The 23122-nt window shown below is 62.5% G+C and carries 20 protein-coding genes; 12 read left to right on the top strand and 8 right to left on the bottom strand.

The genetic code is table 11. The features are described 5' to 3' along the window. From RWT78_RS17635 to RWT78_RS17625, 3 genes are all read left to right on the top strand, one after another. A partial coding sequence (locus RWT78_RS17635) for an acyl-CoA dehydrogenase (RefSeq protein WP_314676971.1) occupies positions 1-848 on the top strand: 848 nt, incomplete at its 5' end. 42 nt (positions 849-890) lie between these two features. Beyond that, complete coding sequence (gene fabG, locus RWT78_RS17630) at positions 891-1631, top strand: 3-oxoacyl-ACP reductase FabG (protein ID WP_003940214.1); 741 nt, start codon at positions 891-893, stop codon at positions 1629-1631. Positions 1632-1703: 72 nt separating this feature from the next. Then, positions 1704-2900, top strand: coding sequence for a CaiB/BaiF CoA-transferase family protein (locus tag RWT78_RS17625; protein ID WP_007729534.1), 1197 nt, complete (start codon positions 1704-1706; stop codon positions 2898-2900). Positions 2901-2905: 5 nt separating this feature from the next. Here the strand turns inward: RWT78_RS17625 and RWT78_RS17620 are convergent, their stop codons facing one another. Then, the gene (locus RWT78_RS17620; protein ID WP_211920934.1) at positions 2906-4126 is read right to left on the bottom strand and encodes an acetyl-CoA C-acetyltransferase; all 1221 of its coding nucleotides are present in this window, start codon (positions 4124-4126) and stop codon (positions 2906-2908) included. Between the two features lie 310 nt (positions 4127-4436). Between RWT78_RS17620 and RWT78_RS17615 the strand changes: the two genes are divergently transcribed. Then, complete coding sequence (locus RWT78_RS17615; protein WP_007729528.1) at positions 4437-5627, top strand: acyl-CoA dehydrogenase family protein; 1191 nt, start codon at positions 4437-4439, stop codon at positions 5625-5627. Between the two features lie 50 nt (positions 5628-5677). Here the strand turns inward: RWT78_RS17615 and RWT78_RS17610 are convergent, their stop codons facing one another. Further along, on the bottom strand, positions 5678-7348 hold the full coding sequence (locus RWT78_RS17610) for a chitobiase/beta-hexosaminidase C-terminal domain-containing protein (RefSeq protein WP_314676966.1): 1671 nt from the start codon (positions 7346-7348) through the stop codon (positions 5678-5680). Between the two features lie 182 nt (positions 7349-7530). Here RWT78_RS17610 and RWT78_RS17605 point away from each other — a divergent pair, with 182 nt between their 5' ends. Then, positions 7531-8421 carry a LysR family transcriptional regulator gene (locus RWT78_RS17605; protein ID WP_030537198.1) on the top strand — a complete coding sequence of 297 codons (891 nt, stop codon included), beginning with the start codon at positions 7531-7533 and terminating at the stop codon, positions 8419-8421. Here RWT78_RS17605 and RWT78_RS17600 read toward each other — a convergent pair. Beyond that, complete coding sequence (locus tag RWT78_RS17600; protein WP_054188394.1) at positions 8355-9299, bottom strand: LysR family transcriptional regulator; 945 nt, start codon at positions 9297-9299, stop codon at positions 8355-8357. The two genes, RWT78_RS17605 and RWT78_RS17600, sit on opposite strands and share 67 nt — an antisense overlap. A 187-nt stretch (positions 9300-9486) precedes the next feature. Here RWT78_RS17600 and RWT78_RS17595 point away from each other — a divergent pair, with 187 nt between their 5' ends. From RWT78_RS17595 to RWT78_RS17570, 6 genes are read left to right on the top strand one after another with little or no spacing between them, the layout of a single operon-like run. Beyond that, positions 9487-11046 carry a long-chain-fatty-acid--CoA ligase gene (locus RWT78_RS17595; protein WP_065455859.1) on the top strand — a complete coding sequence of 520 codons (1560 nt, stop codon included), beginning with the start codon at positions 9487-9489 and terminating at the stop codon, positions 11044-11046. Beyond that, positions 11043-12089 carry an MBL fold metallo-hydrolase gene (locus RWT78_RS17590; RefSeq protein WP_003940131.1) on the top strand — a complete coding sequence of 349 codons (1047 nt, stop codon included), beginning with the start codon at positions 11043-11045 and terminating at the stop codon, positions 12087-12089. Before RWT78_RS17595 ends, RWT78_RS17590 begins: the two co-directional genes overlap by 4 nt. A gap of 37 nt (positions 12090-12126) precedes the next feature. Continuing rightward, positions 12127-12888: a crotonase/enoyl-CoA hydratase family protein gene (locus RWT78_RS17585; RefSeq protein WP_030537194.1), complete on the top strand. Its 762-nt coding sequence runs from the start codon at positions 12127-12129 to the stop codon at positions 12886-12888. Further along, entirely contained in the window at positions 12885-13697 is an 813-nt protein-coding gene (locus RWT78_RS17580; RefSeq protein ID WP_003939691.1) for an enoyl-CoA hydratase/isomerase family protein, read from the top strand. The genes RWT78_RS17585 and RWT78_RS17580 overlap by 4 nt, the downstream gene beginning before the upstream one ends. A gap of 30 nt (positions 13698-13727) precedes the next feature. Beyond that, positions 13728-14630: a LysR family transcriptional regulator gene (locus RWT78_RS17575; RefSeq protein ID WP_314676959.1), complete on the top strand. Its 903-nt coding sequence runs from the start codon at positions 13728-13730 to the stop codon at positions 14628-14630. Positions 14631-14633: 3 nt separating this feature from the next. Then, entirely contained in the window at positions 14634-15530 is an 897-nt protein-coding gene (locus tag RWT78_RS17570; RefSeq protein ID WP_003939949.1) for a LysR family transcriptional regulator, read from the top strand. On the opposite strand, the gene RWT78_RS17565 is transcribed toward RWT78_RS17570, so the two are convergent. The 5 genes from RWT78_RS17565 to RWT78_RS17545 form a co-directional block, all read right to left on the bottom strand. Then, the gene (locus RWT78_RS17565) at positions 15527-16432 is read right to left on the bottom strand and encodes an NAD(P)H-dependent flavin oxidoreductase (RefSeq protein WP_399552142.1); all 906 of its coding nucleotides are present in this window, start codon (positions 16430-16432) and stop codon (positions 15527-15529) included. The genes RWT78_RS17570 and RWT78_RS17565 overlap by 4 nt on opposite strands. Positions 16433-16485: 53 nt before the next feature. Next, positions 16486-18141 (bottom strand): AMP-binding protein, encoded by a 1656-nt coding sequence (locus RWT78_RS17560; protein WP_314676973.1) that lies wholly within the window; start codon positions 18139-18141, stop codon positions 16486-16488. Between the two features lie 41 nt (positions 18142-18182). Continuing rightward, positions 18183-18947, bottom strand: a complete 765-nt coding sequence (locus RWT78_RS17555) for an SDR family NAD(P)-dependent oxidoreductase (RefSeq protein ID WP_125052042.1) — start codon at positions 18945-18947, stop codon at positions 18183-18185. A 54-nt stretch (positions 18948-19001) separates the two neighbouring features. Beyond that, on the bottom strand, positions 19002-20132 hold the full coding sequence (locus RWT78_RS17550) for a thiolase family protein (RefSeq protein WP_003939840.1): 1131 nt from the start codon (positions 20130-20132) through the stop codon (positions 19002-19004). A gap of 134 nt (positions 20133-20266) precedes the next feature. Further along, positions 20267-21730, bottom strand: a complete 1464-nt coding sequence (locus RWT78_RS17545; protein ID WP_172403434.1) for an MFS transporter — start codon at positions 21728-21730, stop codon at positions 20267-20269. Positions 21731-21925: 195 nt separating this feature from the next. On the opposite strand from RWT78_RS17545, the gene RWT78_RS17540 reads away from it, so the two are divergent. Then, entirely contained in the window at positions 21926-23083 is a 1158-nt protein-coding gene (locus RWT78_RS17540; protein ID WP_003940617.1) for an acyl-CoA dehydrogenase family protein, read from the top strand. Positions 23084-23122 lie beyond the last annotated feature (39 nt).

The raw sequence follows: 23122 nt of genomic DNA, 5'->3' as shown, positions 1-23122 counted from the left end.
CTCAGTGGCGCGAGCGCATCGCCTCCGGTGATGTCGTGTCTTCCTTTGCTCTCACCGACCCTGGCGCGGGCTCCACCCCGGCCGGCCTTCGGACCAAGGCAGTGCTGGACGGATCCGACTGGGTGATCGACGGCAACAAGCGGTTCATCACCAATGCTCCACTGGCGCAGCTGTTCGTGGTGTTCGCGCGCACTCGCCCGGCGGATTCCGATGGTCCGGGAATTGCAGTGTTCCTGGTTCCGGCTGACACGCCAGGTGTCACGGTCGGTCCCAAGGACAAGAAGATGGGTCAAGAAGGTGCTTGGACCTCCGAGGTCACCTTCGACAACGTCCGAGTTCCCGAGTCGGCCCTCGTCGGTGGCGACCAGGACACCGGATACCGCGCAGCGATGACGTCTCTCGCGCGCGGACGAGTCCATATCGCGGCGCTCTCGGTGGGAGCAGCACAGCGAGCGCTCGACGAATCTGTCGCGTTCTCCGTGGTCACGGAACAGGGCGGCACCGCGATCGGCGACTTCCAGCTGGTTCAAGCGATGTTGGCAGACCAGCAAGCCGGTGTGATGGCAGGGCGCGCGATGGTGCGCGAGGTGGCCGCGCGGTACGTCAGCGGTGAGGATCGCCGTCTCGGGCCTTCGGCGGCAAAGCTTTTCTGCACCGAGATGGTGGGCAAGGTCGCAGATCTCGCCGTGCAGATCCACGGGGGCAACGGGTACATGCGCGGTGTTCCGGTCGAACGCATCTACCGTGAAGTTCGCCTGTTGCGCCTGTACGAGGGAACCAGCGAGATCCAGCGTCTGATTCTCGGTGGTGGGCTCGTGGCGCAAGCGAAAAAGCAAAACCAGCGCTGACACATTTTCCAGACGAGCTTTAACCTCACGAACGGAGTGGACATGGGATTGTTGGACGGCAAGGTTGCGGTAGTGACCGGTGGAGCCCAGGGCATCGGGCTCGAAATTGCGCGCACCTTCATCAAGGAAGGCGCGACCGTCGTTCTCGGCGACATCAACGAAACCGTGGGAACGGCTGCGGTCGCCGAACTCGGTGGAGAGTCGGTCGCCCGTTTCGCTTCCTGCGACGTGCGTGACTCCGGACAGGTCGAGGCCATGCTCGATCTGGCCGAAAGCGCTTTCGGTCCAGTCGATGTCATGGTCAACAACGCCGGCATGACGCGCGACGCCACGATGCGGAAGATGACCGAGCAGGACTTCGACGACGTGATCGCAGTTCACCTCAAGGGCGCCTGGAACGGAACACGCGCTGCCGCCGCCCGCATGCGCGAGCGTGAGACGGGCGCGATCGTGAACATCTCGTCGATCTCCGGCAAGGTGGGCATGCTCGGGCAGACCAACTACTCGGCCGCGAAGGCCGGGATCGTCGGTCTGACGAAGGCCGCGGCAAAAGAGGTCGCGTTCAAGAATGTTCGCGTCAACGCCGTTCAGCCCGGACTGGTCCGCACGGCGATGACCGAGGCGATGCCCGAACGGATCTGGAACGAGAAGCTTGCCGAGATTCCGATGGGGCGCGCAGCCGAGCCTTCGGAAGTTGCTTCGGTTGTGCTGTTCCTCGCGAGCGACCTCTCGAGCTACATGACCGGCACGGTTCTCGAGATCACCGGCGGCCGCCACATCTGATCCGTCCTGTTCGAGTGCAAGAATTCAGAGTGTGAGAATTCTGGGTGTAAAACTTCTGGGGTGACTACTGACATGGGACAGCCGAACTCGGATCTTCCGCTCGACGGAATCACCGTAGTTGCACTCGAACAGGCGGTGGCGGCACCGCTCGCCACCAGACATCTCGCGGACATGGGTGCGCGGGTGATCAAGATAGAACGCGTCGGCGAGGGTGACTTCGCGCGTCACTACGACCAGGCGGTTCACGGTCAGGCATCACACTTCGTGTGGCTCAACCGTTCCAAGGAATCGATCGCCGTCGATGTGAAGTCGGAAGCCGGCCGGCAGATCCTTCTCGATCTGGTCGCGCGAGCCGATGTGTTCCTGCAGAACCTGGCTCCCGACGCAGCCGCGAGACTGGGGTTCGGCGCGGAGGAACTGCGCGATAAATACCCACGGCTCATCGTGATCGACATGTCCGGCTACGGCAGTGCCGGCCCGCGGCGCGAGCGCAAGGCCTACGACATGTTGGTCCAAGCCGAGACCGGAATGATCTCCGTGACAGGCACACCGGAGACGGCCACCAAGACCGGCATCCCGGTCTCCGACATCGCGGCAGGAATGTACGCGCTGACTTCGATTCTGAGCGCCCTGTTCCGTAGAGAGCGAACGGGCAAGGGAGCGCTCGTCGAGGTCTCGATGTTCGATTCCACCGTCGAGTGGCTGGGCCATCCGATGTACATGAAAATGTATGCGGACAAGCAGATTCCACGTGTCGGTCTCGGCCATGCCGCGATCGTTCCCTACGATTCGTATCCCACGGCCGACGGCGAAATCCTGATCGGCGTCCAGAACGATCGTGGATGGCGAGCGCTGATGGTGGACGTGTTCGAGCGAGAGGATCTGGTCGATCATCCGCGTTACCGCACCAACATCGTGCGCGTCGAAAACCGTGGCGAGGTAGACGAATTGGTGGGCTCTCTGACGCGTCTGTACTCGACGACAGATCTGGATCAGCGTCTGGCCGCCGCTGGTGTTCCGGCCGCGGCACTCAACGACATGGCCGGTCTGCTGGAACATCCGCAGCTGGAGAAGCGTGCCAGGTGGCGGTCCGTGGGCACCGAGAACGGTCCGATCGATGCCGTGCTGCCTCCGATGACGTATTCGGATGTCGAAATGCGCATGGGTGACGTTCCAGCACTCGGCCAGCAGACGGATTCTCTGCTGGCCGAGTTGGGACTTACGGGCGACCGGATCGCGGAACTTCGCCGCGACGGATCGATCGGTTAACGCTTCTAGCGTCGAAGGTTCTCGAACACCGCGGCAATCCCTTGTCCGCCGCCGATGCACATGGTCTCGATCCCGTACCGTCCCTGGCGCCGGTCGAGTTCGCGCAGCAGATTTGCAAGGATCCGCCCACCGGTAGCGCCGACAGGATGTCCGAGCGAGATGCCGGAACCGTTGACGTTGAACCGTTCCTCGATGTCCTGGGCGCTCAATCCCCAGGCCTTGGCGCACGCGAGAACCTGGGCCGCGAAGGCCTCGTTGACTTCGATGAGGTCGATGCGGTCGAGTGACAGGTCGACCCGGGAGAGTGCTTTCGCCACGGCAGGAACCGGGCCGATGCCCATCCGGTTCGGCTCCACACCGGCCACACCCCAGCTGACCAGTTTCGCGAACGGTCGCAGGCCCAGCCGTTCGGCGTTGGCAGCAGTAGTGACGATGGCGGCTGCGCCGGCGTCGTTCTGGCCGCACGCATTACCGGCGGTGACAGTGGCTTCGGGATCGACGCGACCTCGAATGGGGCGCAGTGCAGCGAGATCGGCCAACTGAATCCCTCGGCGCGGATGCTCGTCGCGAGTGACCACCGTCTGCTCACCACGGCGTCCGGGCACCGAAACGGGAATGGTCTCGTCGTCGAAGTACCCACTGTCTTGGGCGTGAACGGCCCGTTCGTGCGATCGCACCGCGTATCGGTCCTGCTCGTCGCGGGTGATCGAGTACTCCCGGCGCAAGTTCTCAGCGGTCTCGATCATGCCGCCTTCCACCGGAAAGTTGACTCCGCCGGAGTTCGTGCGCGGTTTGGCCAATCGGTCGTGGAACTCGACGGAAGGGCGCTTTGTGCCCCAACGCATGTCGGTGGAGTAGAACTCGGTTCCGCTCATGCTCTCCGCGCCGCCGGCGATGACCAGATCACTCATCCCGGTCTGTACCTGCATCGCGGCGTAGATGATCGCCTGCAATCCCGAACCGCAACGGCGATCGAGTTGTATTCCGGGAACGGACACGTCGAGACCGGCGTCGAGTGCCGCGATTCGCCCGATGGCCGCGGCCTCTCCGTTGGCGTACCCCTGACCGAAGATGACGTCGTCGACATCGGTGGACGCAATGCCGGTTCGTTCGACGAGGCCACGCACAACAGTGCCGGCGAGTGTGGTGACGGGAACGTCCTTGAAGACTCCGCCGAATCCGCCCACCGGGGTGCGAACGGGTTCACAGATGACTGCGTCGTGCATGGAATGCGCCTGTCTCGAGGAGAGGTGGGGAATGCGTCGCGTGAACGGGCCGATCGAAGGGCCCGTCGCGACCTGGCCACTCGAATATCCAGCACGCGTGGCGCGGTTGTCAACAGCAGGAACGACCTGTTCGGACATAGTTTCCGCCATACGGTTCGTATGCGAAATCGACTTTGACACATATACCGTTCGGGGATTGAATGGATACAGCGTCTCTGCCGCACACACGTCGCGGCGGGATGAAAGTTCCTGGAGTCGAATCAATTTCGTCGACCGGGAGGGCACGAAGTACCGACTGACAGGTGGAACAGTGACTCGTTTGGCGCAGACGGCGGGATTGACCGAAACTCAGACCGATATCGTCGGGGCGGTACGCGAGTTCGTCGATCGTGTGGTCATCCCCGCGGCGCAGGAACTCGAACACTCGGATACGTACCCGACCGACATCGTCAAGCAGATGAAGGACATGGGTCTGTTCGGACTGACCATCGACCCCGAGTACGGGGGTATCGGCGAATCATTGCTCACCTACGCGCTGTGCGTCGAAGAATTGGCCCGTGGATGGATGAGCGTGTCCGGTGTCATCAACACGCATTTCATCGTGGCTCACATGATTTCGGCGCACGGGACGCCGGAACAGAAGGCGAAGTACCTGCCGCGTTTGGCTTCCGGGGAACTCACCGGTGCATTTTCCATGTCGGAGCCTGCCCTCGGTTCCGATGTTGCTGCCATATCGACCAAGGCGAAGCGGACGGACTCCGGCGATTACGTGATCACCGGCCAGAAGATGTGGCTGACCAACGGGGGTTCCTCGACCTTGGTGGCAGTCCTGGTCAAGACGGACGAGGGCGCGGAGAAGCCGCACAACAATCTGACGACGATATTGATCGAGAAACCCGCAGGTTTCGGCGAGGTACTCCCGGGCCTGACCATTCCGGGCAAGCTCGAGAAGATGGGGTACAAGGGAATCGACACCACGGAGATGATCTTCGACGGTTTCGAGATCGGAGCCGAGGAGGTTCTCGGTGGCACCCCTGGCTCGGGATTCCGGCACATGATGGACGGCGTCGAGGTCGGCCGGGTCAACGTCGCCGCGCGTGCCTGCGGAATTGCCCAGCGCGCTTTCGAACTGGCTGTCACCTACGCCAAGCAACGCGAGACTTTCGGCAAGCCGATCGCCGAGCATCAGGCCATCGCGTTCCGGATCGCCGAGATGGGCACCAAAGTCGAAGCGGCACATCTGATGATGGTCAACGCTGCCAGGCTCAAGGACTCGGGTGAGCGCAACGATGTCGCCGCGGGTATGGCGAAGTATCTGGCGAGTGAATTCTGCTCGGAGGTCACCCAGGACAGCTTCCGTATCCACGGCGGATACGGCTATTCCAAGGAATACGAGATCGAGCGGTTGATGCGTGAGGCGCCGTTCCTTCTGATCGGTGAAGGCACCAGCGACATCCAGAAGCAGATCATCAGCAAGGGCCTGCTTCGCACGTACAACTGAGCCGAGAAGCGGCACCGCGAATATGCGCGGTGCCGCTTAGTCGTGTCGGGTCAGCGGGTGAAGGCCAGGGTTGTCACCGGTGACCGGTTGCCGTATGCGTCAACGGCTTCGACGCGGGCTTCGTATGCGGTGCCCGCTGCAGCATCGGGAATCGGAATGTCGAGGCTGTTCGGCCGCGGCATGAAGTAGAAGTCCGAGAGCACCTTCGACGAGACCACCTTCGCTCCGGTGGCTGTGTCCGTGACCTCGACGGCGTAGTGGTGCACCATCTGATCGTCCTTGGCCTGCGCGATCCTCAGTGCGGTCGCACCGTTTTCGCCGGTCGTCACCGAGAGCGGAGTGCTCGAGGTGAACTCCGGCGCGTGCGTGTTCCGTCCGCCCGAGCTGTAGCGGAAGTTGTCCTTGATCTGCTGGTTGGTCGACCCGTCGAGCTCGACCGTCCACCCCGAACCGCTCAGCGTGCCCGCGCTCGAGTACGGCGGCTGCCAGTTGGCTGACCACGCGCCACCGGCGTAGATGTCGTGCTTGTCTGCCGCCATGTTGATTCGGCTGATTTCCGTGCGGTCCTGGTAGACCTCGACGAAGAGCGCTTGGGCAGTAGGTGATTCGAAACGGTTCGCGAGACCGGACTCGGTCACCATCTGGTAGCCGTGATCGATTTCGATGTACGACATCGAGCCGTCGTTGACCGACGTGAAGTCACGCTGATGGATCGACCGGTCGTCGTTGTTGTTCAGATGTGAGTGCCCGGAGAAGAAGATTGCCTGAGGGAAGGCACTCAGGTCTTCGGTCAATCGAGGGTTCGACGCCTGCTGGCCGTCCATGGCTGTGTTGCTTGCCGGCCGGTGTCCCTGGACCAGGATCGGCTTGGTCAGGTTCCCGGACTCCGCGGTGATTTCGGTCAGGCGGGACTTCAGCCAATTGCGTTGCGCTGAATCATTGTTGTAGGTTTCGGTGTTGACCGTGAAGAGATGGACACCATTGACGTCGGATTCGTAGTATCCGCCACCGGAATCCGGGAACCACTCCGCCGGGTATCCGGCTCTGATCGCCGCGAGACTTGCATCGTGATTGCCGTTGGAGATCAGGAGTTGTGTGTCGTTCATGCCCTTCCGGGCGAGGTTTGCCTGGAAGATTTCTGCGACGATCTTGTGGTCGGGCCCCTTGCCGTCTCCGTTGTCGTTGATCATGTCCCCGTTGGAGAGGATGGCGTCGGGTTTCGGGAAGATGGAACCGATTGTGTCGAAGAAGCTTTCGTACTTCTTGTCGTTGTTCGCGTGATCGCCGACGTGGACGTCGGACATCACGACGACCTGAGCCAGCGGCTTTTCCGACGTCTTGATCAGGTAGCCGAACGAGACGGCCGCGCTCGCGTGATCGCCTCGGAAAGCTGCGACAGTGACGTTGGTGTCCTGCGCGATGTGCAGCGGACGTCCCGGCGTGGCAGCTTGGCTGTCGGTGGTGGGTGTCGTTCCGTCCACGGTGTAGCGGACGGTGGCGCCGCGCTCGGCGGTGAAGGTCAGGTCGACGGGGTGCTCGTACCGTCCGCCGGGGACGCTGACGCCGGGCGCTGCGGGCGGCGTGTTGTTCTCGCCCGAAGAGCTGCCCCATTCGAAGGACGAACTGCCCCAGCCGGGTTCGGCGTGGGATTCGGCGGGGGCGATGCCGGGAACGGCGAGAGCCGCGGTCACGGCTGCTATCGCGATGGTCGTACGTCTCACGAGGATTCCTTGTCTTCGACGCGGTGGTTCAGACCTATCCGTAATTGGTCTGGACCAATTACGGTAGGTGGCGCCGGGTAGAAGAAGGTGTGTCCTGAATGTCCGATTAATGAAGCGTGTGTGAACACCCTGCAGTGCTTGGTACCGGTATACCCGGCTGCGTTTATGGCAAAGTCGATGGAGTGGACCTACGTCAGATCGAGTACTTCCTTGCCGTTGCCGGTGGTGAGTCCTTGTCGACGGCTGCGCAGAATCTGTCGGTCACCAAGCCGTCGCTGTCGCAGGGTATTCGTGGCCTCGAGCGTGAACTCGGAGTCGAACTGTTTCACCGTGTCGGTCGCGGTTTGGTGCTGACGGCAGCAGGTCGGGCGTTGGTAGGGCCGGCGAGGCAGATGACTCGCAGCAGCGCGGCCGCGTTCGACGTCGCGATCGGTACGGCCGACGAGCCTCGTGGCCGGCTCGACATCTGCTCCGCGGCACATGGTCTCGAAGGTCCGATCGCACGCATCGTGGCGGACTTTCGTGAGCGGTGGCCTGCTGTGACCGTTCGGGTCGGTGAGTTGCCGCAGGGTGCAACGTCTGAGCAGGTGTTGGCAGACGGCGCGTGCGAGGTGGTCTTCAGCTATTGGCCACCCGACATGTCGGCGCTGTCCACGAAAGTGTTGGGGGTGAACGAGTACTGGCTGGCAGTGCCGTCGGGGGTTCATCCCGACGTCTGGCCGAATGGTGTGAAACCCGCTGCGGGAGAGCCGGTGTCATTGACGGCATTGCCCGATCTCCCCGTGGTGGGTGTGCTCAAACACTCGCGGGCTCGGCTTGCCATCGAGTCGTCTCTGCAGGCCGCCGGGGCCCGGACTCGGATGTCGACGGAGTTGGCGCAGCGGGAGACCGTCGGCGCGTTCGTCTTTGCTGGTTTGGGCATGGCATTCATGGAGCGTTCGTTGGCCGAGAGGTCGGTCGCGTCCGGCGCGGAGATATTTCCGGTGGAGCCGGCGATCTCACTGAATTACGGCGTCGAGTTCGATCCGGAGACGCTCTCGCCGTTGGGCAGGCTGTTCGTGGAGGGCTTGTGACGTGGGGAGATGTTCTCGATGTACGCAGACCCGGCCGGTGAGAGCGGGCCGTCGCGGTAGACCAAGATCGTCTGCCGGGTGATCGGTGGGAAAAGCGAGCGAACCTCAGATGCCGGGGAGTCTTGTTCGGCGATCGATCTGGGCAGCAGCGCGGCGCCTACACCTTGCCCGACCATTTCCCGGACAGCAAGGCGATCAGGTACTTCCACGACGACGTCGGTGAGTTCCAGATCGTCGTCGATCGAGTGCCCGCGCCGAACTGCGGATGCCTCGACCACCATCGGCAGGCGCGCGACCACGGTGCGCGGAACCGGATCGGGGAGGTCTGTGGCCAGGCGAATGGGGATCGACAAGACCGTTTCCTGGGTGCTCACGGCAATTTCTCGAAGCCCGTCGGAGACTTCGGTACCCGGGTGGGTCTCGAGAAACCCGAGTTCACACGTACCTGCTCTGACGAGCGCGCGCACGTCCTGTGCGTTGGCGGAGGCGTTCGTGGAGAACCGAATTCCGGGTGCCGTCAGATGGAGGCGTCCGGCGACCTCTGCAACAGGGTCGATGGCGAGATCGGACTGAACTGCTATGGCGAGTTCCCCGGCGCGCAAAGCGGTTACCGCAGCCACCGCGGCCTCGGCCCGAGCAACGTCGGCGAGCAACGTACGGGCAGAATCGGCAACTGCCAGTCCGACCGTGGTGGGAGCCAGACCGCGAGTGGTGCGCTCGAAGAGTGTGGCTCCGAGAGCTCGTTCGAGGTTGCGCACGGCCTGCGAGAGGGACGGTTGCGAGATACGCAGGACGTCCGCGGCGGCAGTGACGCTGCCGTGATCGACGACCGCGACGAGATACTGCGCGCTGCGTATGTCCATGCCGGGTGCCTGCATCTGACGAATTCTCCCAGATGACGGAGCCTTGGCGGCGGTGACTTGCTGCGACCTGCGGACATAGGTCTGAGCTATGGCTCTGTGCGCCTTCTCGTCTTTGTGGCGCAGGCCATAGCGATGGTCGACTGTTCCAGTACCACCGACCGCGGTTCGTGCTCGGTGAGTACCTGGAACACAGGAGCGTGATGTGAGCGAGCTTCACCTACCCAACCGGATACGCCACTCGGCGTCGACACGGCCGTCCGATCCGGCAATCACGTGCGGCGACCGAACGTTGACTTGGGCTGAGCTGGATGGCGAGACCAGCACCTTGGCGAGTGCGCTGGCAGAAGTGACCACAACGGGTGCTCGTGTCGGTGCGCTACTGAGGATGGGGCTCGAAGGTGCGGAAACCTTCATCGCATGTGCGAAGGCAGGCGCTGTGTTCATACCGTTGAACTGGCGGCTCAACCCACTCGAACTCGTCGACATCGCCGAGGACGCGGAGCTCGACGTCTTGATCGTCGATGACGAGTTCGCCGCGGGGGCGGCGGCGATGTCCGCAGCGTTGCCGGACATCGAGGTCATAACCGTGGGAGCTGCAGGGAGCCTGCCGGATTCGCGAACCTGGGCGGAGTTCGTGGCATCAGGGACCGGTGTCGACCCCGGACACGGGCACGATCCGGACGCAGCAGTTCTGCAGCTGTACACGTCCGGGACAACCGGCCGGCCCAAGGGCGTCGTGGCCACGCACCGGAATCTGTACAACGAGCCCGAGGGGTTCGATGTCTACGAATTCGGTTCGAATGCAGTCGCACTCGATGCACTTCCCCTCTTTCACATCGCCGGTGCCGGCTGGATGAGTACATGCTTGTCGGCCGGAGTGCCTTTGGTGCTGCTCGGAGACATGGCGCCTGCTCGGGTCGCTGATGCCATCGCGACCCACCGCGTCACCCACGCATTTCTGGTGCCTGCAGTCATTCAGACGCTGGTAGATCTGCCGACTCTCGACAGTTTCGATCTGACCAGCCTGGAGGTGGTCGCCTATGGGGCGTCACCGATCACTCCGGCGCTCCTCGCCCACGCGATGACTGTCTTGAACTGCAAATTCGTTCAGCGATACGGGATGACCGAGACGACGGGTTCGGTATCCGTCCTTCGTGCTTACGACCATCATGTGAGCGGGCCGCGTTCGGAGTTGCTTCGCTCTGCGGGCAAGCCGATGATCGGCGTCGAGATCTCGATTCGAGACGTCACCACTGGTGAGGAATTGCCGCCCAATAATTCCGGTGAGATCGTCGCGCGCAGTAGAAACAACACTCGCGGATACTGGCGACGTGACCGTGAGACCGCCGAATTGTTCACCCACGACGGTTTCCTCCGAACGGGGGACGCCGGCCATCTGGACGACGAGGGGTATCTGTTCGTCACCGATCGACTCAAGGACATGATCATCACCGGCGGAGAGAACGTCTATCCGATCGAGGTGGAATCCATTCTGGCCGAGCACCCCTCGGTCGCCGAGGTCGCGGTGGTCGGGGTTCCCGACAAGCGCTGGGGTGAATCCGTGACCGCAGTGGTCAAACTGGTCGACGGTGCCGACGTGCCGAGCGTCGACGAGTTGATCGCTTTCAGCACAGCGAAGTTGGCGTCGTACAAGAAACCTCGCCAGATCCATTTCGTGGACTCCCTACCTCGCAACGCGAGCGGAAAACTGCTCAAGTCGAGCCTGCGGACCATGCTGAACGCGAGCGGAGAAGCATCATGATCGTGACCGAAGACGTCGGTGTCGCACAACGTGAGGCATGGGCGAACAAAGTCCTTCCACCGGTCGAACAGGTGCGGGACGGATTGTGGTCGATCCCCGTTCCCATGCCGGACAACCCTTTGCGTTACGTGCTCGTCTACGCACTCGCGCTCGACGACGGACTTGCCCTCATCGACGTCGGTTGGGATCACGAACAGTCGTGGCAGGCTCTCGTCGACGGCATAGCATCGATCGGATACCACGTTTCCGAAGTGCGCTATGCGGCAATCACGCACCTGCATCCGGATCACTTCGGTCTGGCGCCGCGTCTTCGGCAGGTCAGCGGCGCAACGCTTGCGATGCATGTGGCCGACGCGACGCTCCTCGGATACCACGGTCCCGAGCAGACCCGCGACGACATCAGTGGCTGGAACCTGCAATTGTCCGAACTCGGCGCACCGGCCGAAGTGCTCGACGCGTCTCGGGTCGACCTGGTGCGGTTCGCCGAGCACGAAACCATCGACATTGTTCTGGGAGATGGTGATTCACTCGATCTTCCCGGGTGGAATCTCCGGGCTCAGTGGACACCGGGGCACACTCCCGGACATCTCTGCTTCGTGGAAGAGGACAGAGGCTTGTTGTTCAGCGGCGATCACATGCTGCCGAGGATCAGCCCGAACATCTCCACGATTCCCGGTGAACTCGAGAACCCGCTTCATCGTTATCTTCTCTCGCTCGAGGCGACGACAACACTGGGCGAGTGCGAAGTGCTTCCGGCACATGAATATCGATTCCGTGGGATCGCCGATCGTGCACGTCAATTGATGGGGCACCACGAGGAGCGATTGGCGGAGATCGTGGCTGCGGTTCAGGATGAGCCCGAATCCACGGCCTGGGAACTCTCACGCACGATCTCCTGGTCTCGCCCGTTCGAACAGATGTCGCCGCGACTACTTCGCTTGGCAGTCCGCGAAACCCATGCTCATCTCGTTGTTTTGGCCAAGCGGGAGATCGTGACACCGTCCGGCGGCACACCCGTGCGCTGGAGCATTCGCGCGCAGTGACCTTTCAAGAATCTCATCACGGAAGTAGGAACCGAACATGAGCGTCGTGCTCACCGACTTCGCCGACGGCGTTGCCGTCATCACCCTCAATCGTCCCGAGGCCAAGAACGCGGTCAACCTGGAACTCGCACAGGCACTCGCCGCCGCGATCGACGAGTTCGAGGAACGCCCCGATCTCACCATCGGCATTCTGACCGGATCTGGTGGAACCTTCTGCGCCGGTATGGATCTGAAGGGATTTGCGCGCGGAGAGCGGCCATCGCTACCGGGTCGTGGTTTTGCCGGTCTGACCGAGGCACCGCCGTCGAAGCCGCTGATCGCAGCCGTCGAAGGTTGGGCACTCGCCGGCGGTTGCGAACTGGCCTTGGCGGCCGACTTGATCGTGGCGTCCACGGACGCGAAATTCGGCCTGCCCGAAGTGAAGCGGGGACTTGCCGCGGCCGCCGGCGGACTCCTACGTCTGCCGAAAATTCTTCCGTATCAGTTGGCCATGGAAATCGCGATCACGGGGGATCCACTCAGTGCCACCGTGGCGCATCATCACGGCTTGGTCAATCGGCTCGCCGAACCGGGACACGCGCTGACCGTCGCACGCGAGCTTGCGGCCCGAGTAGCGGCTAACGGTCCACTGGCTGTTCGCGCGACCAAGCAGGTACTGGCAATGTCCGCCAAGTACACCGATCCGGATGCCTTTGTCGCGCAACGCGAATTCATCGATCCGGTCTTCACCTCTCGTGATGCCAAGGAGGGCGCCACGGCATTTGCCGAGAAGCGCTCTCCCGTGTGGAGTGGTTCATGAGTGCTGAGACGATCGAGCGTGCGGCCGTAAGCATCGAACGAGACGGTGCTGTCGCGACGATTGTTCTCTGTCGGCCGCACCGCCGCAACGCTCTCGATCTCGACGCCTGGATCGCTCTACGTGAAGCAGTCCTCGAACTTCAAGAGGACGCGCAGATTCGCTCGGTGATCCTGACCGGCGCGGATGGGACCTTCTGCGCGGGCTCCGATCTGGACAAGCGTGGCTCGTCGCACCCGCTCGATCGCATGCGTGTCATCAACGCAACGGCAATCGCACTGAGTGAGTTTCCCAAACCTCTGGTGGCGAAGGTCGACGGGTTTGCCGTCGGAGCCGGATGGAACATGGCGTTGCTCTGCGACTTCGTCGTGGCGGCCAAGGGTGCGAAGTTCAGCCAGATCTTTGCCAAACGGGGGTTGTCTGTCGACTTCGGTGGTTCGTGGATCCTGCCGAGACTGGTCGGCCTCCAACAAGCCAAGCGACTGGTGATGCTTGCCGAGACGATCGACGCACAGGAAGCCTACGAGCTCGGGTTGGTGACTTATCTGGTCGAACCGGCCGAGCTGGACGAACACACGTCAACACTGGCGCAGCGGCTCGCCGCCGGCCCGCCGGCCGCACTGAGTCAGTCTGCCGCCATGCTCGAACATCACACCTCCCTCTCGTTGCGGGAGGCCTTGGACAACGAGGCGAGGGCGCAAGCGGTCAATTTTGCGACGGATGCCACCGACGCGGTTCGTGCCTTCGTGGAAAAGCGGGAGCCGATCTTCACCGGAGAGTGGGCCGTACCAGGGGCAACTCGGGTGGAGTGAGCGACGGATCGCTGGTCGTATGATGGATGAGTGGATCTGCACTTCGTCACCTACTTCGTCGCTGTTGTCGACCACGGTGGGATAACGAAGGCCGCTCAGGCTCTCTACATTTCGCAGCCCTCGCTGTCACAGGCAATTCGTACGCTCGAGCGTCGACTCGGCGCCACGCTGTTCGACCGGACGGGCAGGCGGTTGGTTCTTACCGACGCGGGCCGCACGTTCGATCTCGCGGCCAGGAGAATCCTTGCCGACGTCGAGCGCGCGAAGGCGAAAGTGACCGCCGTTCGCGAACTCGAGTTCGGTCGTGTCGACGTCGTCTCGTACTCGGCGTTCTCGATCGATCCGATGGTCGAGTTGGTCCGGCGATTCCGGGCCAACTTCCCGAAGATCGTCGTGCGTGTTCTCGACACGTACGGCCCGGCCGGGGTCGACAATGCGTTGCGGCGAGGGTCGGCCGAGGTCGGCGTCACCGATCTGAGTATCGGGTACGAAGGTTTGGTCACGGCTCCGATTGCCACTCAGGAGTTGGTGCTCGCCACCCATGCGTCGTTGTCCGGCCGACTTGCAACGCCGTTGGCGGATCCGATTCCGCGAGCGCTCTTGCACAGTTTGCCGCTTGTGGTCGATCTCGGTGATCAATCGAATCAGTTCCGGGGTTTGCTCAGCGAAGGCGCCGAGAACGTAGTCGTGGACTGTGTCCACCCTGTGACCACGTGGGAACTCGTGCGTCGAGGGATCGGCGCCACTGTAGTGCCGAGAAGGGTTGCACAACAGCAGATGACAGACGTCTGCGCCTTCTCCTTCGATCCGCCGCTGACACGCGACGTCGGTATCGTCTATCGCTCGGGCGAGCAATCCCCGGCGGCCGCTGCATTCATCGCGACGGCTGCGGAAATGGCCACCTCCGCCGTTCCGTCCACGGAAGAGGAGTGAACTGTGGAGTTCCGGCAGATGGAGTACTTCCTCGCAGTGGTCGAGAACAAGGGGATCAACGGCGCCGCAGCGGCTCTCGGCGTTGCTCAGCCGACCGTGTCACAAGCGTTGCGCGGGCTCGAACGTGAACTGGGAGTGAGGCTGTTCCATCGTATCGGGCGCGGCATGGTGCTCAGTGCTGCCGGTCGCAGTCTGGTCGGCCCGAGTCGACAGGTTTTGCGAGACGTAGCTGCGGCGGCTGAACAGTTGACGGCATCCGATGGCGCCATCGTCGGTCGCCTCGACATCATGGCTTTCCCTGCACTGACCTCGGGGACGATCGTCGATCTGATTGCGGAGTTCTGTCGACGGTATCCGCAAGCACGAGTCAGATTCTCGGAACTCGAGCGTGAGGACAATCTGGAAAGTCTCATCCGGGACGGCCACTGCGAATTCGCGGTGGCTCATCTGCCGCTCGAGGCGGGCGAAGGGCTCGAAATCGTCGAATTGGGGGAGCAGGAATACCGCCTGGTCTACCCGGCGGGAACGGAACTACCCGAGGGGCCGGTACGCCTTTCGGAAATGCCGGACATTCCCATGGTATTCGTTCCTCGCGGGGCAGCGATGGGTGACGCGATCGAAGACTCGATCCGAAAGGCCGGTACCAGAACGGAACTCGCGGTGGTGACCGAGCAACGGGAGTCGCGGCTCCCGATGGTCATCGCCGGACTCGGCGGTTCGTTGGTCGAGCGCTCGGTGGCGAAATCGATGCCTGGTCAGGTGGTGGAACGGGCCTGCGAGCCGAGATTTCTGCGTGCGTACGGTCTCGCCTTCGACCCCTCGACGTTGTCGCCGGTGGGACAGGTATTCGTGAACCTGATCCACGAGTACCTGTCCGACGAACGCCGGTCACAGCACTAGAGTCGGCAGATACGTTCTCGCGCGGCAGAGTACTCGGCGGCGAGACGTTCTACTACTGCATGCGTCGGAAGGACTGCGTCGATCGCTCCGATGCCCTGTCCGGCGCCCCAGATGTCACGCCAGGCCTTGGTATCGGTGTCGTTGGTCGCGAAACTCATTGCGGATGGATCGGATTCGGCCAGGTTGTCGGGGTCCAAGCCGGCGGCAACGATGCTGCCCCGCAGGTAGTTTCCGTGTACTCCGGTGAACAGGTTGGAATAGACGATGTCGGAGGCCCCTGAATCCACGATCATTTCCTTGTACGCAGGATCCGCGTCAGCCTCTTCGGTTGCGATGAAAGCTGATCCGACGTATGCCAAATCGGCCCCGGCCGCGAGCGCAGCGAGAATCGAATCACCATGAGCGATGGCACCTGACAACAGCAGTGGACCGGCGAACCACTCACGAATCTCCCGAATCAGGGCAAACGGCGACTGCCTACCGGCATGACCACCGGCCCCGGCAGCTACCGCGATCAGTCCGTCGGCGCCCTTCTCGATCGCCTTGCGTGCAAAGCGATTGTCGATGACGTCATGGAGAACGATTCCGCCGTATGCGTGGACTGCGTCGTTGATGTCGGTGCGAGCGCCGAGGGACGTGATGACGATCGGAACCTCGAACTCGGCGATGGTCGCCAGGTCCTCTTCCAAGCGGTTGTTGGACCGGTGGACGATGAGGTTGACGGCAAATGGCGCCGACGGATTCTCCGGGTGCTCACGATCATGTTCCTCACGAGCCACGGTGATCAGTTTGAGCCAATCCCGAAGTGCCGACTGCGGACGAGCATTCAGTGCCGGGAAGGACCCGATGATGCCAGAGGTGCACTGCGCGATGACGAGGTCAGGGGTCGAGATGATGAACATCGGTGAAGCGAGAACCGGGACACGCAGTTGCGACGTCAGGTCTGCAAAGGTCGTCACCTGGAACCGCCTTTCTGATCGACGGATTCGAGAAGTCTCGAGCGGAGGTCGGTCTTGAGGACCTTACCGGCAGCCGATGTCGGAAGGAGTTCTACCTCGACGACTTCGCGAATCTTCTTGTACGGCAGCACCTGCTCGGCGACAAACGCCTTGATCTGCTCGGCGTCGAACTCGGCGCCCGGAATCATCACCACGAAGGCTACGGGCTCCTGGCCGTTGCTCCCCACTTCGCGGCCGACAACCGCGGCAGTCGAGATCGCCGGGTGCGAAACCAGAATCTCTTCGAGTTCCCGCGGATAGACGTTGTACCCCTTGTGGATGAGCATGTCCTTGGCCCGGTCACAGATGAAGAGGTATCCGTCCGTGTCCAGGTACGCGATGTCTCCCGTGTCCAACCAGCCGTCGACGAACTGTTCTGCGGTGGTTTCCGGGTGTCCGAGATAGCCGTCGGTGACCTGAGGCCCACGCACCCACAGTTCGCCGCGTTCGTTCTCGCCCAGAACGGTCTTCCGGTCCAGCTGATCGCGAATCTGGATTTCGGTGTCGAAGATCGGGAGGCCGACGCTGCTCTGCCGGTATTCCGAGCCGTTGATCAGCGGAGCTGCCGTGACCACACAGGTGGCCTCGGTCAGCCCGTACCCCTCGACGACGAGCGCTTTGGGAAATGCCCGGCGGAGTGCGGCGAGCGTGACGCTGTCGATCGGGGCAGCGCCCGAAGAGACGACGCACACGCTGTCGGTGTTGCGCACCGTAGCGTCGGGATGAACCGACAGTGCGTGCCACATAGCGGGAGACCCGGTGAGATAGGTGGCCTCGTGCTTTTCGATCAGCTCGAGCATCCGGCCGGGTTCGAACCGACCGGCGAACACCTGGGTGAGACCGGAAATCAACAGGAACGACGTGTTGAGCAACGAATGTGCGTGGAAGAGAGGGGAGACCACGATGGTCGCCCCGGTCCCGGGCGTCGGACCGAGCACGTCGAGGCCGTCGATGCGTCGAGGCGTGACGAGACCTTCAGGACCTGCTTCCAACTCGTGACCGGTTCTCCACCCACACATCTGCGTGATGTTGCCGACGACGTTGCGGTGAAGAACACGAACACCTTTGGATACTCCGGTGGTTCCGCCGGTGAACGCGATGTGTGCGATGTCGTCGCTTCGGACGGAGGCAGGGGTGAATTCGGTGGGTAGATCGGCGATGAAGGCGTCGAACGCGACGACCGACTCCGGTGTGTCGAGCGCACCCTCGGTGTCCTGGACCATCACGATCGTACGTACGGAGGTTCCTGAAGAGGCCGCGAGCAGTGTGTGCAGCTGCGAACTCTGAGTGACCGCAGCAACGGCGGACGTCTCCTCGATCTGCTTGCGCAGTCCAAGTTCTGGCTGCAGCGGATTGACCAATGTAACGGTCGCCCCGGCCTGCAGGCAGCCGTAGTAGGCCTGGAGGAACTCGACGCAGTTCCCGAGATGTAGCAACACGACGTCACCGACGCCGACCCCGGCCTGCCGCAGTGCGCCGGCGAATTGTGCACTGCGCTGACCGAGTTCACGGAACGTGCACGTGCGCTCGCCGTCCACGACGGCGATGCGATCACCGTAGAGCGCCGCCATGCTGGGTGCCCAGTAAGCCATGGTGGTGTCCGGGTAGTGCATGTTGTGGCGCAGTTGTGGATTGGCGATCACGCTGATGCCCGTCACCGGGGAGCCATTCGGATCGCGCCGTCGAGTCTGATGGTTTCGCCGTTGAGATAGCCGTTCTCGAGCATCGAGACGGCGAGCTGGCCGAACTCGTCCGGACGACCCAGTCGTGAGGGATTGGGAACAGAGGCTTCGAGGGCCGTGCGCACGTCTTCGCGTAGGCGCGCCAGCAGGGGAGTGTCCATGATGCCGGGAGCAATGGTGTTGACGCGAATTCCGCGGCTGGCGAGATCGCGGGCAGCGGTGACCGTCATACCGACGATGCCGGCTTTGGACGCTGTGTAGTTGATCTGACCGATCTGACCTTCGAATGCTGCGACCGACGCCGTCATGACGATGGCACCTCGCTCACCGTCCACGGCGTCGAGTTCCGCCATCCGCTCGGCGCCGAGACGGAGTGCGTTGAACGAACCGACAAGATTCAGCTTGACGACGAACTCGAAATCTTCGACCGATCCGGCTTTTCCGTCCTTGTCGAGAATGCGCATACGACGCCCGGCGCCCGCGCAGTGGACGACGCCGCGGAGGCCGCTGCGCTCGTGCGCCGCGTCGAGTGCTTCGGCGAATTGTTCGCTGTCGGTGACGTCGGCTGGGGCGAATTGTGCGGCAGCACCGAGATCGGCCGCCACCTGCTTACCGTCGGACGAAGGCAGATCGATCAACGTGACCTGCGCTCCGGCGTCGAGCAGCCGTCGAGCGGTTGCCAGGCCGAGGCCTGAAGCGCCGCCGGTGATCGCGGTGGAAAGTCCCTCGAGTTTCATGGATCAATTCTTCTTTCCTGCTGGATGACGTGTCGGCCCGAAAGCGTTGTCGGGTCAGATCAATTCGAGAATGGTCGCATTGGCCATGCCCCCGGCCTCGCACATCGACTGGAGCCCGTAGCGAATTCCGTTGTCGCGCATGTGATGTGCCAGGCGAGTCATCAAGATCGCACCTGATCCGCCGAGTGGATGGCCGACCGCGATAGCGCCGCCGAGCGGATTCACACGATCGATGGCTGCGCCGGTTTCAGCCTGCCAGGCAAGCGGGACGGGGGCGAATGCCTCGTTGATCTCGAAGGCGCCGATGTCGTCGATGGACAATCCGGAGCGATCCAATGCCTTTGCGGTGGCGGCAATCGGACCGGTGAGCATGATGACCGGGTCGTCGGCTGCGACCACTGCGGTGTGAATACGAACGAGCGGCTTCCACCCGCGTGCCCGGGCGTACTCGCTGGTCGTGACGAGTGTGGCGCCCGCCCCGTCGGAGATCTGAGAAGAGTTGCCGGCGTGGATGGCACCGTCGGCGTCGAAGGCCGGGGGCAACTTCGCGAGCGACTCCACACTTCCGCCTCGCCGAATGCCTTCGTCCTGGGACAAGCCCGCGATCGGAGTGATCTGCCCGGTGAATGCCCCTTCATCGGTGGCACGGGCCGCGAGTTCGTGTGAGCGGAGGGAGTATTCGTCCAGAGCTGTTCGTGTGAGTGCCCATTTCCGGGCCATCATCTCGGCGCCGGTCCCCTGGCTGAAACCGTCCACCCCGTAGCGTTCGAGTACCGAAGCCGGAAAATGCTCACCGTTCTTGCTGGCGGTACCCATCGGTACTCGTGACATCGATTCGACGCCTCCGGCTACGACCACGTCGTTCTGACCGGAGATGACGGTGGCCGCAGCAAAGGAAACTGCCTGCTGGCTCGATCCGCAGGCCCGGGTCAGTGTGACGCCGGGAACGCTGTCGGGCCAGCCGGCAGCGAGTGCCGCTGTGCGGGCGATGCTTCCGGCCTGCTCGCCGACCTGACTGACGCAACCCCAGATCACGTCGTCGACCGTCGCCGCGTCGAGTCCGGTCCGTTCAGCGAGCGCACGCAGTACATGGGCGGACAACTCGGCCGGATGGATCTCCGAGAGGGCGCGGCCGCGACGGCCGATCGGTGTACGTACTGCGTCGACGATGACGGCATCTCGCATGTATCTCTCCTGCTGTTCGTGCCCGGTTCTGCGACTGTGCGGTCGGGGCGGGTCTCGAGTCGATCACGAGCGGGTCGACCCGGCAATGTCTTTCGGTGAATGGCTTTGTTAGCGAATGGCTATACGTGGAGTACTCAGCCTCGGATGAGCTTGCGATCGCGCTCGGGATTGGCGAAGACGAGGACCAGAACCGCGGCGATCACTCCGATGACGCCGATTGCCTGGAAGGACTGGGCGTAACCGTCGGCCGGGGTTGCAGCGTTGTCCACGATGACTCCCGTTGCGTAAGGAGCAATCAGGCCACCGATCGACATGATGGCGAGGAAGAATCCCATCGTTCCGGCAGTCTGCTGCGGCGGGCACAGCTCCGAGATCGCAGCGTTGATGAGCGGGAAGGTGATTGCCGAGAACCCGTAGCCGATCGAGACCATGGCGACAGCGACGATGGGGGTGGAGATCTGTGGCAGGAACAGGAGAATCGATCCGCAGATCAGAACGCCGACACAGGGAACGATGACGCGAACCGTACGAGAGGTGAAGCCGCGGCCGATCAACTTGTCCGTGACGGAACCGGAGGTGATCATGAGGACGAGACCGACGATCGAGGGCAGCGCGAACATCGAACCGGCTTGCATCGCACTGTATCCGAGGCCGACCTCGAAGTACGACGGCAACCAGGTGAGAACGACGGTGGTCAGCGCGTAGATGGTCGCGATGAGGAAGCAGCAGCTGACGAAGGTGCGGGAGAGCAGGATCTTGCGCCACGGAACGTTGGGCTCGGTGACCGCCTTCGTGGCTGTCCCGGCTGCCTCGGTTGCTTCTGTATCTGCAGTCTTGGTCGCCTTGACTGCCTTGCTCGTATACGGGCCCTCGGACCAACCGGCCAGCCAGCAACCCATCCACACGAGACCGAGAACGGAGAGCGAGAGAACCGCTGCGCGCCAGCCGTAATGAACGGCGATGAAGGTCAGTACCGGCGCGAGAGCGATCTTTGCGACAGAGGCGGATCCGGCGAGCATTGCGCCGGGAAGGCCGCGCTTGGCCGGCGGGTGCCACGAGTACGCCGCGGTGTGCATCAGCGCCGAACTGGGGCCTTCGGCAAATCCGAGGAGCATGCGCGAGACGATCAACATCGCGAGGCTGGCGCCGAGAACGAGGGGGAGCATGACCACGGACCAGATTGCGGCCAGGATCAACAGCGCCCAACGCAGGGTCAGGTACTTGTTGAGCGGTCCGGCGAGGAATCCACCGATGCAGAACATCAGGAAGAAGAGCGAGCCGACCATGCCGATTTGCGAAGACTTCAGTCCGAGCTCACGAGCGAGGGGCTGAGCGATGATTCCGAGGACTGCCTTGTCCGCGTAGTTGACGATGTAGAGGAAAACGACGAGCCCGGTCATCGTCCACGCACGCTTGCGGGTACCGAAGACGGGAACTGCTGACGAATCTGGCGTTGCTGTTGCTTCGGGCTGGACGTCGTTACGCTGTGGCGCGATGGGGGTCACGTGGCGTCCCTTCGAGACTGGTGGGCGGATGCGATCGTGCTCGAAGCGCGGCCTCGAAGCGATCGATGGTGGTGTGTTTGCCGGCTGACCCATTCAACGTGTTCTGGATCACTTTGAGCAATGTCGCGTCGATGATCGGAACGATAGCGGTTGCCTATGTATCGCAGGTCAGGCCATATTGGTACGCCCTATCGGACGCATAGCCGATGAGTGTTGGATCGAATGCGGAACATTGAGGCAAGGTGAGATCAGGATCACCCTGTCCCCTTGACCGACTGGAGTTCATACATGCAGCGCACCGTGTTCAACGAGGATCACGAGGCATTCCGGGCTACCGTTCGCGATTTCATCGCGAAGGAAGTAACCCCGGTCCACGAGAAGTGGGAAGAGGACGGTCACCCGCCCCGTGACTTCTACCGACGACTCGGAGAGCTGGGCGTACTCGGAATTCAGGTGCCGGAGGAATACGGCGGAGGCGGCGAGAAGTCGCTCAAGTTCAACGTCGTCGTCGCCGAGGAAGTTGCTGCTGCCGGGGCGTCATTCGGCTCGCAGTCGGTGCATACGAACCTGATCCTGCCCTACCTGCTCGAGTACGCGAACGAAGAACAGAAGAGCCGCTGGTTGCCGGGCTTCGCTTCCGGAGATCTGATGTTCGCGATTGCGATGACCGAACCGGGAACAGGATCGGATCTGGCGAACATCGCGACCACGGCCAAGCTGTCGGAGGACGGTACGCACTACGTGGTCAATGGTTCCAAGACGTTCATCACCGGTGGAGTACTTGCCGACCGCGTCCTGGTGGTGTGCCGTACCGCGCCCAGCACAGCGGAGAACCGGCGCACGGGGTTGTCGATTCTGGTGATCGATACGTCGTCGCCCGGATACTCGGTGGGGCGCAAGATCAACAAGATCGGGCTCAAGACCTCCGACACTGCGGAGCTTTCGTTTGTCGACGTCAAGGTGCCCGTCGAGGACCGACTCGGAGAAGAGGGCGACGGCTTCAGCTATCTGACCCACAACCTGGCTCAGGAGCGGTTGACCATCGCGTTCGGAGCGGCCGCCACTGCCAGTGCAGCGCTTCGCTTTGCCATCGACTACGTCAAGGACCGCAAGGTGTTCGGCAAGCCGGTCGCGGCCTTCCAGAACACCAAATTCGTTCTGGCCGAATGCGCTACCGAGGTTGATGCCATCCAGCTGGTGTCCGACAACGCACTCGAATGTCATGACCGCGGCACTCTGACGATTCCCGACGCAGCGAAGGCGAAACTGTTCTGCACCGAGGCGGCAGGTCGAGTGATCGACAAGTGCCTCCAATTGCACGGCGGGTACGGCTACATCACCGAGTATCCCATCGCGCGTCTTTACGCAGACACGCGTGTCACACGAATCTACGGTGGCACAAGTGAAGTCATGAAGACCATCATCGCGAAGGATCTTGGTCTCTGACGCACTCTCGACATGTTTTCGGCCTCGGAACAAGTGTTC

This window comes from uncultured Rhodococcus sp., assembly GCF_963525155.1.
Taxonomy (GTDB): Bacteria; Actinomycetota; Actinomycetes; order Mycobacteriales; family Mycobacteriaceae; genus Rhodococcus_F; species Rhodococcus_F qingshengii.
This window is presented reverse-complemented; position numbering and strand designations above follow the sequence as displayed.